Below are 13,999 nucleotides of genomic sequence, written 5' to 3'. Positions count from 1 at the left end.
GCCCATCTCTGGATGGGCTTTTTTCTCCACCAACCACCTGAACTTTCGCGCTTTTTAACCGTAAAAAGCTATAATGCACTAAAACAGTGCAAGCCTTTTCAGGAGACTGCTAAATGGCAACAGGCGCACTGCCCGATGCTGGGCAGATCCTCAATTCGTTAATCAACAGCATTTTATTAGTCGATGACGACCTTGCCGTTCATTATGCGAACCCCGCCGCCCAGCAACTGCTGGCGCAGAGCGCGCGTAAACTTTTCGGCACGCCGTTACCTGAGCTACTGAGCTATTTTTCGCTAAACATTGGCTTGATGCAGGAAAGTCTGCAAACCGGTCAGGGGTTTACGGATAACGAAGTCACCTTAGTCATCGACAGTCGTTCTCATATTCTTTCGCTTACGGCTCAACGTCTGCCCGATGGATTTATCCTGCTGGAAATGGCGCCGATGGACAATCAACGCCGCCTGAGCCAGGAGCAGCTCCAGCACGCTCAGCAAATCGCTGCACGCGATCTGGTGCGAGGGCTTGCCCATGAGATAAAAAACCCTCTGGGTGGCTTACGCGGCGCTGCACAGCTATTGAGTAAAGCCCTGCCCGATCCGGCATTGACTGAATATACCAATGTGATTATCGAACAGGCTGACCGTCTGCGTAATCTGGTGGACCGTCTGCTGGGGCCACAGCGCCCGGGTACTCACGTTAACGAGAGCATCCATAAAGTGGCAGAGCGGGTGGTGAAGCTGGTCTCAATGGAGCTACCGGATAACGTCACGCTGGTACGCGATTACGATCCCAGTTTGCCTGAACTGCCGCACGATCCCGACCAGATTGAGCAAGTTCTCCTTAATATCGTGCGTAATGCCCTTCAGGCATTAGGGTCAGAGGGCGGCGAAATTGTCCTGCGTACGCGAACCGCGTTTCAACTCACGCTACACGGCGTGCGCTATCGCCTGGCCGCCAGAATTGATGTGCAGGATAACGGCCCCGGCATTCCATCGCACTTACAGGACACATTGTTCTATCCGATGGTCAGCGGCCGTGAAGGCGGCACCGGGCTGGGTCTATCGATTGCTCGCAGCCTTATCGATCAGCACTCCGGCAAAATTGAATTTACCAGTTGGCCGGGCCATACCGAGTTTTCGGTTTACCTGCCAATTAAAAAATAAGGTGTGTTTATGCAACGAGGGATAGTCTGGGTCGTAGATGACGATAGCTCCATCCGTTGGGTGCTTGAACGCGCACTCTCTGGGGCGGGGCTAACCTGTACGACATTTGAGGGTGGAAAAGAGGTGCTTGATGCACTGGCGACTAAAACGCCAGACGTATTGATGTCCGATATCCGCATGCCGGGTATGGACGGTCTGGCGCTGTTAACGCAAATAAAACAGCGTCACCCGATGCTTCCGGTCATCATAATGACGGCACACTCCGATCTGGATGCCGCGGTGAGCGCCTATCAGCAAGGGGCATTTGATTATCTGCCAAAACCGTTCGATATCGATGAAGCGGTTGCCCTGGTTGAACGCGCCATCAGCCACTATCAAGAACAGCAGCAGCCGCGTAATGTGCAGGTAAACGACCCTACCACCGATATCATCGGTGAAGCGCCAGCGATGCAGGATGTATTCCGTATTATTGGTCGCCTGTCGCGTTCCTCAATCAGCGTGCTGATTAACGGGGAGTCCGGCACCGGTAAAGAACTGGTTGCACATGCGTTGCATCGCCACAGTCCACGCGTCAAAGCACCGTTTATCGCGTTGAATATGGCGGCAATCCCGAAAGACCTGATTGAGTCAGAGCTATTTGGCCACGAGAAAGGCGCCTTTACCGGCGCGAATACCGTACGCCAGGGGCGTTTTGAGCAGGCCGACGGCGGCACCCTGTTTCTCGATGAGATAGGCGACATGCCAATGGATGTTCAGACTCGTCTGCTGCGCGTGTTGGCCGATGGGCAGTTCTATCGCGTCGGGGGGTATGCGCCGGTGAAGGTGGATGTGCGCATCATTGCGGCGACTCACCAGAATCTCGAACAGCGCGTTCAGGAAGGGAAGTTCCGCGAGGATTTATTCCACCGTCTGAACGTCATTCGTGTCCATCTGCCACCGCTGCGTGAGCGTCGGGAAGACATTCCACGTCTGGCGCACCATTTCTTGCAGGTGGCCGCGCGTGAACTGGGCGTTGAAGCCAAATTACTGCACCCGGAAACTGAAGCTGCGTTAACGCGCCTGGCCTGGCCTGGCAACGTGCGTCAGCTTGAGAACACCTGTCGCTGGTTAACGGTGATGGCTGCCGGACAAGAAGTCTTAATTCAGGATCTGCCTGGCGAACTGTTTGAAGCCAGTATGCCGGATAGCCCCGCAGCCGCTTCGCTGCCGGACAGTTGGGCCACGTTGTTGGCGCAGTGGGCTGACCGTGCGCTACGATCCGGTCATCAAAACCTATTGTCTGAAGCCCAGCCGGAAATGGAACGCACGCTGCTGACCACCGCGCTCCGGCATACTCAAGGACACAAGCAGGAAGCGGCTCGACTGTTAGGCTGGGGGCGTAATACGCTTACCCGCAAGCTTAAAGAGCTGGGGATGGAGTAATCCGCAGATAAAGTGTAAATATTGCTCGATTCGCGCAAGTTGCTGCAATTTTGTACTTTACTGTCACGATGAGTTAAGTATTATTCAGCCCGGAAATTTGAGGGGGGACAATAATGTTTGAATCATTGATTAATGTGGTATCGAGCGGTGCCGCCAGTCATTCGCCACAAACCGCAGCTGCGGCCGTGCTGTGCGCTGCGCTGGTTGGGCTTTTTAGCTAAGCCGGATGGCGCTTGCGCTTATCCGGCCTACAGTCGATTTGTAGGCCCGGTAAGCGTAGCGCCACCGGGCAATATCATCGCTAAATCACCCGCGAGAACTGCTGCATCCGCGCTTTCTGACGCAAATAAGCATCAAAGCACATGCAAATATTACGGATCAGCAAACGACCTTTAGGCGTCACCTGAATCCCTTCCTCATTCACCTCCACCAGCCCATCTTTCGCCAGCGGTGCCAAAAGCTCCAGATCCTGCGCAAAGTAGTCGCGGAACGTCAAATCCCACTCTTTTTCTACCGCCGCAAAGTCGAGGCTGAAGTTGCAGATAAGCGCCTTTATCACATCACGACGAATACAATCATCACGCGTTAAGGCGATACCACGCCACAGCGCATTCCCCTTGTCGGCAACCTGCTGATAGTAAAGCTTCAGTTCTTTCTGGTTCTGGGCATAACAGTCGCCAATCATACTGATGGCGGAAACCCCCATGCCTAACAGATCGGTATCACCCTGGGTGGTGTATCCCTGGAAGTTGCGATGCAACACGCCTTCGCGCTGGGCCACCGCCAGTTCATTATCCGGTCGAGCAAAGTGATCCATCCCGATGAACTGGTAGCCCGATTGCGTCAGTGAACCGATGGTTTCCTGCAATATATCCAGTTTCTGCTGCGCAGAAGGGAGATCGTCATCTTTGATTTTACGCTGGGCGGCGAAAAGCGTTGGCAGGTGCGCGTAGTTAAATACGCTCAAACGGTCGGGATTGAGTTCTGCGACCCGCTTTAAGGTAAACGCAAAGCTCTCCGGCGTTTGCTTTGGCAGGCCGTAAATCAAATCGATATTCGTCGATGTGAAACCCATTTCGCGGGCGCGATGAAGCAAGGCGAAGATAAACTCTTCATCCTGCTCGCGGTTAACCAACCGCTGCACTTCTTTATTGAAGTCCTGTACGCCCATGCTGAGACGGTTAAAGCCTTCGCTGCGCAGGTGATCAATCACGTCCAGTTCGATTTCGCGCGGGTCGACTTCAATCGATATCTCAGCGTCGTCATCAAACTGGAAGTTCTCGCGCAGAAGCGCCATCAAACGCGTTATTTGCGCTTTATTGAGATAGGTTGGCGTACCGCCGCCCCAATGCAGTTGGCTAACGTGGCGACCGGCAAACAGCGGCGCCCGCTGGCGGATTTCCTGCTCGAGGACGTCAAGATATTGATCGGCTTTATGCTGCTGACGGGTAACGATTTTATTGCAGCCGCAGAAATAACAAAGCTTGTGGCAGAACGGGATATGCACGTACAGCGACAGCGGCCTTTCAGGATAACGCGCAACGGCGTTCACAAACTCGGATTCGCCAAAGGCGTCCGAGAATTCCAGCGCGGTGGGATACGAGGTATAGCGCGGCCCGGAATAGTTATATTTCTGGATAAGGGCCAGGTCCCAGTCGATTAACTGCAAAGACATGCTCACTCCTTCCGATGGTGTCGAGAACGACGACGGCTTGCCGGCATCACCGTATTACGGTGAAATTGCCGGTTGCGCAGCCATCTTTGACGCCGCGACAACCGTCGTAGTTTAACGAATAACCACACCAGATAACATACAACCAAAAGGGTTATAAGCAGGACTGGCAAGCCAATCGGGTGCAAACCTTAGTTTCCGCCTCTCAGCAGACGCATCATGTCTTCCTTGCCTTCTTCTTCCTCTTCCTCGTCTTCTTCGTCATCATAAGAGAGGCCGAGTTTTTGCATCAGCTCGTCAATTCTATCCAGCTTGGCGTCAACCCACTTCTGCTCTTCAGCGGTCAGGGTTTCGTCGTTTTCCAGACGTTCCAGCAGCGCATCCAGGCGCTCATCACTCTCCAGCATATCCAGCTCAGCCTGCGGTGAAAGCATAGGTTTCTCGCTCTTCGGTTTGTGCTGTTTTGCGACTGGCGCGTCAGTGACGCCCAGCGCTATCGGTTTTTTACTACCAATACGAGGGTCTTGCTGCTGCTTTTGTTTGTTTGAGCCGGAGGCACCGCCAGAGCCTGACGCACGGCTACCTGCCGCATTGCCACGGTGTTTTTTGTCGTTTTTACGATCGCGAGCTTCCAGGTTCAGTTCTTCGCGGGTTTTACGACGCGGTTTGCCCGGAGCTTTACTGCGCGGTGCAGAGGTTGGTTTTTTCATGATGTCAGTCTTTGAGCCGTTTTATTCAGTATAGAATTGAGCCGGAATCTAGCAGAAAGCAAACAAAGAAAAAAGGCGACAGAGTAATCTGTCGCCTTTTTTCCTGACTCACAACCCATTACGGGTTCTACATTCCGTGTTGGCTTACAACGCGCCCTGTTTATCCGTTAGCTTTATAACAGTCCCTGTTATTGTTCCCTATCCCTGCGTCACGTCTCCAGACGTTTGTCATCCTGACAAATTCCGTTGGTCTTCGCCTCCTGGCGTTCCTGACCCCTCGTCCTGAGTCTAAATCCTTCTGGCGCCCTTGCCGATGGGTGCTACTTTACCGTGTTGCGTTAAACTAACAAGCAACGAAACTGAGAAAATCGCTAAATCAGAATTTTAAACATATTTAAGTTATTGATTTATATCATTTCGAATAATTTATCATCTACGATTTCACTTAGATTTCTCATAGTAACAATGGCAAATGTCTTACAAGCGGACAGCCATTGGCTTACAGCAAATGAGCGTTGAGGAAAATCAGCCTTTTTCTACCGATCGGGTATAATCGCCCCCATTGCTGATTTAACGGAGATAACCGTTTTGACTAACCTGAACTATCAACAGACGCACTTTGTGACAAGTGCGCCTGATATCCGTCACTTACCGTCCGATACCGGAATCGAAGTGGCTTTTGCTGGCCGTTCTAATGCCGGTAAATCCAGCGCCCTGAATACGCTGACCAATCAGAAAGGCCTGGCGCGTACCTCAAAAACACCGGGACGTACGCAGCTTATCAACCTGTTTGAAGTGGTTGAAGGCAAGCGCCTTGTCGACCTGCCAGGCTATGGCTTCGCGCAGGTTCCAGAAGAGATGAAGATCAAATGGCAAAAGGCGCTGGGTGAATACCTGGAAAAACGTCTGTGTCTGAAAGGATTAGTCGTACTGATGGATATCCGCCATCCGCTGAAGGATCTCGACCAGCAGATGATCGAGTGGGCCGTCGCGAGCGAAATCCAGGTTCTGGTACTGCTGACCAAGGCAGATAAGCTTGCAAGCGGTGCCCGTAAAGCGCAGTTAAACCAGGTGCGCGAAGCGGTTCTTGCCTTTAACGGTGATGTGCAGGTTGAAGCATTTTCTTCATTGAAAAAGCTGGGCGTAGACAAACTTCGTCAGAAGCTTGATAGCTGGTACAACGATATTCCTCCGCAGGAAGCACCAGAAATCGCCGAAGAGTAATTCCCGCCATAATCCCGGATAGCGGCGCATGGCGCCCTGTTCCGGGCTCGCACTCTCCCCCTGTTTGACCCCACATTGCCCAAAGTGACTGATGCGAAAACTTTTCTTTCGCCCAATAAAAAACGCCCCAGTCATTACTGACTGGGGCGGCTAAAATATTCAGCCAAATCCGATTACGTGAAGTAAAAGGTCTGAAAGATAGAACATCTTACCTCTGTACCCTACGAGATTAACTCTACTCTTTTTTACAGTTCACAGAAAGCATTTTTTGTAGTTTTTTTTCATTTGTTACATAACGAATTCTAATGTTCATCACAAAATTAGATAAGTTATGTTGCTTACTTACATAAACTAGAGTTTTTCATCGAACATTTAATGAGCTTGATCCCAGTTTTCGCCACTGCCCACTTCCACCAGCAGCGGCACATCCAGCTTAGTGCTGTTCTCCATCAATTCATGTACCTTTTTGGTCACCGCATCCACGTCGTCTTTATGGACTTCAAAGACCAATTCATCGTGTACCTGCATAATCATACGAACGCGCGGTTTTTCACCTTCCAGCCAGCTATCCACGGCAATCATTGCCCGCTTGATGACATCGGCGGCAGTACCCTGCATGGGGGCGTTAATCGCCGCACGCTCGGCACCGGCACGACGCGCGCCATTGCTGGATTTGATGTCCGGTAAATACAAGCGACGACCATCCAGGGTGGCAACAAAGCCCTGCTCTTTCGCCTGCGCACGGGTGCGTTCCATGTAATCCAGTACGCCAGGATAACGCTCAAAGTAGAGATCCATATACTTCTGCGCTTCCTTACGCGGGATGTTCAGCTGACGCGCCAGCCCGAAAGCACTCATGCCGTAAATCAGACCGAAGTTGATCGCCTTCGCGCTACGACGCTGTTCACCGGTTACGCTCTCAAGCGGCATACCAAATACTTCAGCAGCGGTGGCGCGGTGAATATCCTGGCCTTCTGCAAATGCCTTCAACAGGCCCTCATCTCGCGAAAGATGCGCCATGATACGCAGCTCAATTTGCGAGTAGTCAGCGGAGACGATGACGTAATCTTCCGGCGCAATAAACGCCTGACGAATACGGCGTCCTTCTTCGCTGCGTACCGGAATATTTTGCAAGTTAGGATCGGTTGACGACAGACGCCCGGTAGCGGTCACCGCCTGATGATAGGAGGTATGTACGCGGCCGGTTTTCGGGTTAATCATCAACGGTAGTTTGTCGGTATAGGTCGACTTCAGCTTCGCCAGCCCGCGATATTGAAGGATAACTTTTGGTAGCGGATAATCCAGCGCCAGCTCTTCCAGCACCTCTTCCGACGTCGACGGCGCGCCGCCCGGGGTTTTCTTCAGCGGCTTAATACCCTGCTTTTCAAACAAGATGGTTTGCAGCTGTTTTGGTGAGGAGAGGTTAAATTCTTCGCCGGCAATCTCGTAGGCTTTCTGTTCCAGCTCAACCAGACGTTTGGCGATTTCCTGCGAGTGCGCATGCAATACGGCAGGATTGATTTTCACGCCGTTGCGTTCGATGCGAGATAATACGGGCACCAGCGGCATTTCAATCTCATTGAAGATGCGCAGCGGCCCTTCTGTCTGCTGGAGTTTCGGCCACATTTTAAGATGCAGTTGTAGCGTGACATCCGCGTCTTCCGCCGCGTAGCGTCCAGCCTCTTCCAGCGCAATCTGGTTAAAGGTCAGCTGATTTTTGCCTTTACCAGCAATCTCTTCAAACGTGATGGTTTTGTGTTTCAACCAGCGGTCGGAGAGGCTATCCATATCGTGACGACCGGCCACGCTGTCCAGCGTATAGGATTCCAGCATGGTATCAAAAGCGATGCCGCGCAGCTCAACGCCGTAGTTGGCGAGAATACCGCGATCGAACTTCAGGTTCTGGCCCACTTTTAGCAGGTTAGCATCTTCCAGTAGCGGCTTGAGCAATTCCAGCACACGTTCGCGAGAGATCTGCTCCGGCGCATCAAGATAGTCATGGGCAACCGGCACATAGGCGGCAACACCGGGTTCCGTGGCAAATGACAAGCCGACCATGTTTGCCGAGATATTATCGAGACTGTCGGTTTCCGTGTCGAAGGCAAACAGCGGCGCATTTTTCAGCTTGTCGATCCACGTCATCAACGTTTCTTCATCGAGAATGGTGACGTAATTTTCTGATGACAGAGCGACTGCCGTCTCTTCTTCAGGCTCAGGGGAGACAGCGGCGGCTTTCGCCGGTTTTGCTGCGGGTTTAGCGCCTTTGGCCTGCATCCAGGTGCCGGACTCAACGTCGGTTATCCAGCGTTTGAATTCATACTTCTTAAACAGTTCCAGCAGCTCATCCACTGACGGGGCGGAGACGAGCAGCTCTTCGCATCCCAATTCCAGCTCGACATCCGTTTTGATGGTGGCGAGCTTGTAGGAGAGATAGGCGAGATCTTTATTCTGCTCGAGCTTCGCCGCCATGGTCTTCGCGCCACGGAAGGTGAGCCCGGCAATTTTTTCTGGTTCGCCATACAGCGCATCCAGGCCACCTAAACCTTGCAGCAAGGCTTGTGCCGTTTTCTCGCCAACTCCCGGGACGCCAGGAATGTTATCTGAAGAATCGCCCATCAGTGCGAGGAAATCGATAATCAGATCCGGTGGGACACCGTATTTAGTAACAACCTCTTCTGGGCCGAGAATGGTGTTGGTCATGGTGTTGATAAGCGTAATGCCCGGCGTCACCAGCTGTGCCATATCTTTATCACCGGTGCTAATCAGCACCGGGCGACCCATTTTTTCCGCTTCACGCGCTAGCGTACCGATAACGTCGTCCGCTTCTACGCCAGCGACCGCCATCAGCGGCAGCCCCATCGCTTTCACCATACTATGCAGCGGCTCAATCTGCGCACGCAGATCGTCCGGCATCGGTGGACGATGAGACTTGTAGTCTTCAAACAGTTCATCACGGAAGGTTTTGCCCTTCGCATCGAAAACCACCACCGCATGTGTCGGCTTATATTGCAGGATCAAGCTGCGCAGCATGTTCAACACGCCATACATCGCGCCAGTCGGCTCGCCAGCAGAGTTAGTCAGCGGTGGGAATGCGTGATATGCCCGGTAAAGATAAGAGGAGCCATCAACGAGGATAAGAGGGTTTTCAGGGATCTGAACCATAATTTCCGTGCCTGTTTATCAGATTATGGGTAAAGGATGCCACAGACAGCATGAAAACATGAGTTTTTCACAAAAATAACGCGAAAAGATTTAGAGATCTTCGCGATCGCGCGTAAAACAAAATGTGGATAACTTTGTGAATAGTTTTATTTTAATAATAAAAAAGTGTCTGTTACGCAGGGTTAATGGATAAATAGACTATTACTTTCAACACCTTACAACACGATCGCGCTCTTAAAATTGGATCTGGTGATAATTCGCCCAATGTGGATAGACATGCTGAACCTTTTTGGATTTCGCTAAGACCCATAATTTGGCGCGTTTTCTGTTAAAATCAGCGTCTTGTGCCCTTTTTCAGCGCACGTTTAATAACTAACTATCTGAATAAACAAACTATGTCGAGATTACTCGCTGCGATAACCCTGCCCTTGAGTATCGCACTCACCATTTTACTCACGGTATTGTGCTCCATACCCATCATCTTAGCCGGGATCGTTAAGCTGCTTTTTCCTCTGCCGGTGATATGGCGTTCAGTCTCGATATTTTGTAATTTCATGATGTACTGCTGGTGCTGCGGGCTGGCTGGATTGCTGCATCTGAATCCCCGGCTTAAGTGGGATATCCAGGGGCTGGAAACGCTAAATAAAAAGAACTGGTACCTGCTTATCTGTAATCACCATAGCTGGGCAGATATCGTGGTGCTGTGCGTGATTTTTCGTAACCATATCCCCATGAATAAGTATTTTCTCAAGCACCAGCTGGCCTGGGTACCGTTTATGGGGCTGGCATGCTGGGCACTGGATATGCCTTTTATGCGCCGCTATTCCCGTAGCTATCTACTTCGTCATCCTGAGCGTCGCGGTAAAGACGTTGAAACGACCCGCCGCTCTTGTGAGAAATTCCGCTCGCATCCAACCACTATCGTTAACTTCGTGGAAGGTTCACGCTTTACACCCGAAAAGCGCCAGCAAACGCGTTCACCGTATAAGAATCTGCTGCCACCCAAGGCTGCCGGTATTGCCATGACATTAAGCGTATTGGGTTCTCAGTTTGATAAGCTGCTCGATGTCACGCTGTGTTATCCCGAAAATGATAAAACGCCATTTTTCGATATGTTAAGTGGGAAATTGACGCGCATTGTCGTGAACGTCAACCTACGGCAGGTCGACCCAGCGCTACACGGGGATTATGTTGGCGATAAGAGCTTCAAGCGGCGCTTCCAGCAATGGCTGAACGCATTGTGGGAAGAGAAAGATAAGCTAATAGATACCCTAAAAACGCAATACAAAAACGCCGGTCATTGACCGGCGTTTTCTTTTTATTTTTTCTCAACAAGCTGCTTAACGGTATCAGCGTACTGAGCGACAAAGACATCCATATTGCTGGTGTCCATGCCCTGTGGGTTCAGCTGGTATTTACCGTTAACAAACATGGCAGGAACGCCCTGCAGCTGAAGATCGGCTGCGGCTTTTTCCTGTTGAGCGACCATCGATTTCACCACAAAGCTGTTCCATGCAGCATCGTAGTCTTCGCCTTTCACACCCGCGTTGACAAAGACCGTGCGGATATCAGCAACGGTTTGAACGGTTTGCGTTTTCTGCACCGCTTCAAACATTGGTACGGTCACCTTGTCTTCCACGCCCAGAGCCATCGCCACCGCCCACGCTTGAGTCAGGTCCTTGCCCAGTGGGCCCAGGAACTCAACGTGGTATTTCGTCATTTTTACGCCTTCTGGAAGCTTTTTCTTCACGTTATCAGAAACGTGCAGAACTTCTTCGAACTGATAGCAATGTGGGCAGTAGAAGGAGAAGAACTCCAGCACCTGCGGCTCACCTGCAACCGGCTTATCGATAGTAATGTATTGTTTGCCTTCAGTGATCTGGGCAGCAGATGCGCTGAATGCCAGAATCATACCTGCCAGCGCAAGCCAAACCTTTTTCATAACTCACTCTCTCCTGACTGTGTCGAATTAATACATTGGCGTTAGCTGTAGAGGGGGTTCTTGTAGAACCTTCACCTGCTCAATGAAAGTAGCAATCTGCCGATGCCAGAAATCTTCCCCGGTTAACCAGGGAAAATTTTTCGGAAATGCAGGGTCATCCCAGCGTCTGATAATCCAGGCCAGATAATAAACCAACCGCATTGCACGTAAAGGCTCAATTAGCGCCAATTCATCTGAATTAAAGCTGCTGAATTCTTCATAAGCCTCTACGATCATTTCAAGTTGCATGCGTCTTTCGGCGAGAGAGCCGTTCAGTAGCATCCAGAGATCCTGTATGGCAGGGCCGTTTCGCGCATCATCAAGATCGACAAACATGGGGCCATCACGCCAGAGAATATTCCCGGCATGGCAATCACCGTGCAGACGCAGCGAATCAAAGCGCCCGTGCCATTGGCCCATAACGGCATCGATGAGTTCATCGGTCGCTTTCAGGAAACGGTCTTTTAAGCCAGCGGGTATCAACGTGGAGCGTTCAAACACCGCGCGAGGTTCAATAAGGTATTCTTTGACGCCGATGTCGGGACGCGCCACAAAGCGCGATTTACGGCCGGTCTGATGCATACGGCCCAGGTAACGGCCAACCCACTCCATTTGATCCAGATTATCGGACTCAAACTGGCGGCCACCCACGCTTGGGAATACAGTGAAGTAAAAACCGTCGTGAGTTAACAGGGTTTGATCGTTAAAGGCGAGCGGTGCGGCTACCGGCACATCATCCTGAACCAACTCCAGCGCAAACTGATGTTCTTCAAGGATCTGCGCGGCCGACCAGCGTTCTGGGCGATAGAATTTCACCACCATACGGCGGCGGTCTTCATCCTGGAACTGGTATACCCGGTTCTCATAGCTGTTAAGAGGGGTGAGACCAGAATCAACCCGGATACCCTGCTCAAACAGGGCATCAATAATGGTATCCGGGTGAAGAGTCTGGAATGTGAAAGCCTTGTCGTTCATCCTGACATCCGATAACGATACGAATGAGTCAGGATATCATTTCGTAGCAGTTTGAGCGGCACTGCTTACAACCTTTTACTCTTTAATCACCCCACGGGCGCGGAGTAGAGCGGTTTTGAAGTCTTCTTCATAATCTTTCTGAATACCAGGGATCACGGCATCCTTTGCCGAGTCGCGCATTTTCAGATGGTAGATCAGAATATCGTCCGTTAAATCGGCCAATTCGCCGTCATAACCTGACTCCTGTGCCAGTTTCTGCAAAAATTGCATTAAATTCAGCTCAGGCTCCTTTTGCCAGGCTGGCTGGAGGAGTTCAATAACTTCGTTAAGACGTTTACATTTCATGGTCATGCTCCTTACGCTTGATAAAGATACGGTAGCAGGGTAATCCCTACAATAAAAGAGGCGATAACGGTGAATGCAAAGAGCCGGGTGACGGGCGTGGTACTCGCAGGCGGGAGAGCCAGCAGAATGGGAGGGCAGGATAAGGGACTGATGCTGCTGGATGGCAAGCCGCTATGGCAACACGTTTCTGACAGTCTGTGTCCGCAGGTCAGCTCAGTTGTGATTAGCGCGAACAGAAACCTGGATATCTATCAGCAAAGTGGCCTACCCGTCATCAGCGATACGCTATCAGACTTTCCCGGACCTCTGGCCGGTATGTTATCGGTCATGCAGCAAGTCGCAGATGAGTGGTTTTTGTTTTGCCCCTGCGACACGCCTTTTATTCCAGCCGATCTGTTTGCGCGTCTGGACGTTAAACGCCTTCAGGCACCTGTTGTTTGGGTTCATGACGGCGATAGAGATCATCCCGCCATTGCACTGGCCCATAGGAGCCTGGCATCGAAAATTTCAGATTATCTCGCGCGCGGGGAGCGACGCGTTATGATGTTTATGCGCGAAGTTGGCGGCCATTGCGTCGATTTTAGCGACGTAAAGCCGGCATTTCGCAATATCAATACGCTTGAAGATTTGCAAAAAAATCAGGGGGAGAAATGATCCCGTTATTAGCGATTGCCGCCTGGAGTGGGACGGGAAAAACCACCCTGTTGAAAAAGTTGATCCCTGAACTTTGCCTTCTCGGCATTCGGCCAGGCTTGATTAAGCATACTCACCACAATATGGATGTCGATAAACCCGGTAAAGATAGCTATGAGCTGCGTAAAGCGGGTGCCGCGCAGACATTAGTTGCCAGCCAACAACGTTGGGCGTTAATGACGGAAACACCGGAAGAAAATGAGCTCGATCTTGCCTGGCTGGTAAGTCGAATGGATGCATCAAAGCTCGATTTGGTATTGGTTGAAGGCTTTAAGCACGAGGCCGTTGATAAGATTTTGCTGTTTCGTGAAGCGGCCGGACATGCGGTTGATGAGCTGGTTATTGACGAGCATACGATCGCCGTGGCCAGCGATATTGCATTAAATATTGATGTACCGGTTCTGGATTTGAACGATCTCAATGCGATAGTGCAACTTATTGTGGGTTGGTTGGGAGCTTCCCCGGAGTCGGCGTGAACGCCTCGTCCGGGCTACCTTCCGCACCGCATTGTAGCCCGGGCGAACGCAGTGACCCCGGGATGTCCACCGGTTATCCACTTCGCACAGACGCAAAAAAGCCCATCCGTCAGGATGGGCTTCTTCACTTGTTTGATGCCTGGCAGTTCCCTACTCTCGCATGGGGAGACCCCACA

General features: G+C 51.4%; 14 protein-coding genes. 8 read left to right on the top strand and 6 right to left on the bottom strand.

All coding sequences use genetic code 11. From position 1 onward, the window contains the following. The first annotated feature begins 113 nt into the window (after positions 1-113). The 3 genes from glnL (at position 114) to ACIPDS_RS20430 (ending at position 2,806) form a co-directional block, all read left to right on the top strand. Positions 114-1,163, top strand: a complete 1,050-nt coding sequence (glnL, locus tag ACIPDS_RS20440; RefSeq protein ID WP_400739862.1) for a nitrogen regulation protein NR(II) — start codon at positions 114-116, stop codon at positions 1,161-1,163. 9 nt (positions 1,164-1,172) lie between these two features. Beyond that, positions 1,173-2,585: a nitrogen regulation protein NR(I) gene (glnG, locus tag ACIPDS_RS20435; RefSeq protein WP_062776480.1), complete on the top strand. Its 1,413-nt coding sequence runs from the start codon at positions 1,173-1,175 to the stop codon at positions 2,583-2,585. 113 nt (positions 2,586-2,698) lie between these two features. Then, positions 2,699-2,806, top strand: a complete 108-nt coding sequence (locus ACIPDS_RS20430) for a YshB family small membrane protein (protein WP_166517068.1) — start codon at positions 2,699-2,701, stop codon at positions 2,804-2,806. 80 nt (positions 2,807-2,886) lie between these two features. On the opposite strand, the gene hemN is transcribed toward ACIPDS_RS20430, so the two are convergent. Further along, positions 2,887-4,260 (bottom strand): oxygen-independent coproporphyrinogen III oxidase, encoded by a 1,374-nt coding sequence (gene hemN, locus ACIPDS_RS20425; protein WP_400739859.1) that lies wholly within the window; start codon positions 4,258-4,260, stop codon positions 2,887-2,889. 188 nt (positions 4,261-4,448) lie between these two features. Further along, the gene (gene yihI / locus ACIPDS_RS20420) at positions 4,449-4,967 is read right to left on the bottom strand and encodes a Der GTPase-activating protein YihI (protein ID WP_400739856.1); all 519 of its coding nucleotides are present in this window, start codon (positions 4,965-4,967) and stop codon (positions 4,449-4,451) included. A gap of 588 nt (positions 4,968-5,555) precedes the next feature. Between yihI and yihA the strand changes: the two genes are divergently transcribed. Further along, positions 5,556-6,191 (top strand): ribosome biogenesis GTP-binding protein YihA/YsxC, encoded by a 636-nt coding sequence (gene yihA, locus ACIPDS_RS20415; RefSeq protein ID WP_400739854.1) that lies wholly within the window; start codon positions 5,556-5,558, stop codon positions 6,189-6,191. A 372-nt stretch (positions 6,192-6,563) separates the two neighbouring features. On the opposite strand, the gene polA is transcribed toward yihA, so the two are convergent. Then, positions 6,564-9,353 carry a DNA polymerase I gene (gene polA / locus ACIPDS_RS20410; protein ID WP_400739851.1) on the bottom strand — a complete coding sequence of 930 codons (2,790 nt, stop codon included), beginning with the start codon at positions 9,351-9,353 and terminating at the stop codon, positions 6,564-6,566. 395 nt (positions 9,354-9,748) lie between these two features. Between polA and ACIPDS_RS20405 the strand changes: the two genes are divergently transcribed. Further along, a complete protein-coding gene (locus tag ACIPDS_RS20405; protein ID WP_400739848.1) occupies positions 9,749-10,657 on the top strand; it encodes an acyltransferase in 909 nt (302 codons plus the stop codon). Between the two features lie 14 nt (positions 10,658-10,671). On the opposite strand, the gene dsbA is transcribed toward ACIPDS_RS20405, so the two are convergent. The 3 genes from dsbA to ACIPDS_RS20390 form a co-directional block, all read right to left on the bottom strand. Continuing rightward, positions 10,672-11,295: a thiol:disulfide interchange protein DsbA gene (gene dsbA, locus ACIPDS_RS20400; protein WP_166517062.1), complete on the bottom strand. Its 624-nt coding sequence runs from the start codon at positions 11,293-11,295 to the stop codon at positions 10,672-10,674. Positions 11,296-11,322: 27 nt separating this feature from the next. After that, positions 11,323-12,309, bottom strand: coding sequence for a serine/threonine protein kinase (locus ACIPDS_RS20395; protein ID WP_400739844.1), 987 nt, complete (start codon positions 12,307-12,309; stop codon positions 11,323-11,325). A gap of 75 nt (positions 12,310-12,384) precedes the next feature. Then, entirely contained in the window at positions 12,385-12,654 is a 270-nt protein-coding gene (locus tag ACIPDS_RS20390) for a YihD family protein (RefSeq protein WP_062776468.1), read from the bottom strand. 69 nt (positions 12,655-12,723) lie between these two features. On the opposite strand from ACIPDS_RS20390, the gene mobA reads away from it, so the two are divergent. From mobA to ACIPDS_RS20375, 3 genes are all read left to right on the top strand, one after another. Next, positions 12,724-13,308 (top strand): molybdenum cofactor guanylyltransferase MobA, encoded by a 585-nt coding sequence (gene mobA / locus ACIPDS_RS20385; RefSeq protein ID WP_400739840.1) that lies wholly within the window; start codon positions 12,724-12,726, stop codon positions 13,306-13,308. Beyond that, positions 13,305-13,823, top strand: a complete 519-nt coding sequence (mobB, locus tag ACIPDS_RS20380) for a molybdopterin-guanine dinucleotide biosynthesis protein MobB (protein WP_400739838.1) — start codon at positions 13,305-13,307, stop codon at positions 13,821-13,823. The genes mobA and mobB overlap by 4 nt, the downstream gene beginning before the upstream one ends. Further along, positions 13,820-13,999 (top strand): hypothetical protein (locus tag ACIPDS_RS20375; protein WP_400739836.1); only part of this gene is annotated, 180 nt, incomplete at its 3' end. The genes mobB and ACIPDS_RS20375, both read left to right, overlap by 4 nt.

The sequence above is a fragment of the Kluyvera sp. NPDC087067 genome (genome assembly GCF_044745165.1).
In the GTDB taxonomy this organism is placed as follows: domain Bacteria; phylum Pseudomonadota; class Gammaproteobacteria; order Enterobacterales; family Enterobacteriaceae; genus Kluyvera.
The sequence above is the reverse complement of the archived record's forward strand: the minus strand, read 5'-3'. Positions and strand labels throughout refer to the sequence as shown.

Bases quoted from the DNA above. Each gene is read 5' to 3' on its own strand.
- polA (WP_400739851.1), bottom strand. From the start codon at position 9,353: ATGGTTCAGATCCCTGAAAACCCTCTTATCCTCGTTGATGGCTCCTCT.
- ACIPDS_RS20405 (WP_400739848.1), top strand. From the start codon at position 9,749: ATGTCGAGATTACTCGCTGCGATAACCCTGCCCTTGAGTATCGCACTC.
- ACIPDS_RS20430 (WP_166517068.1), top strand. From the start codon at position 2,699: ATGTTTGAATCATTGATTAATGTGGTATCGAGCGGTGCCGCCAGTCAT.
- glnG (WP_062776480.1), top strand. From the start codon at position 1,173: ATGCAACGAGGGATAGTCTGGGTCGTAGATGACGATAGCTCCATCCGT.
- yihI (WP_400739856.1), bottom strand. From the start codon at position 4,967: ATGAAAAAACCAACCTCTGCACCGCGCAGTAAAGCTCCGGGCAAACCG.
- ACIPDS_RS20395 (WP_400739844.1), bottom strand. From the start codon at position 12,309: ATGAACGACAAGGCTTTCACATTCCAGACTCTTCACCCGGATACCATT.
- mobB (WP_400739838.1), top strand. From the start codon at position 13,305: ATGATCCCGTTATTAGCGATTGCCGCCTGGAGTGGGACGGGAAAAACC.
- glnL (WP_400739862.1), top strand. From the start codon at position 114: ATGGCAACAGGCGCACTGCCCGATGCTGGGCAGATCCTCAATTCGTTA.
- dsbA (WP_166517062.1), bottom strand. From the start codon at position 11,295: ATGAAAAAGGTTTGGCTTGCGCTGGCAGGTATGATTCTGGCATTCAGC.
- ACIPDS_RS20390 (WP_062776468.1), bottom strand. From the start codon at position 12,654: ATGAAATGTAAACGTCTTAACGAAGTTATTGAACTCCTCCAGCCAGCC.
- hemN (WP_400739859.1), bottom strand. From the start codon at position 4,260: ATGTCTTTGCAGTTAATCGACTGGGACCTGGCCCTTATCCAGAAATAT.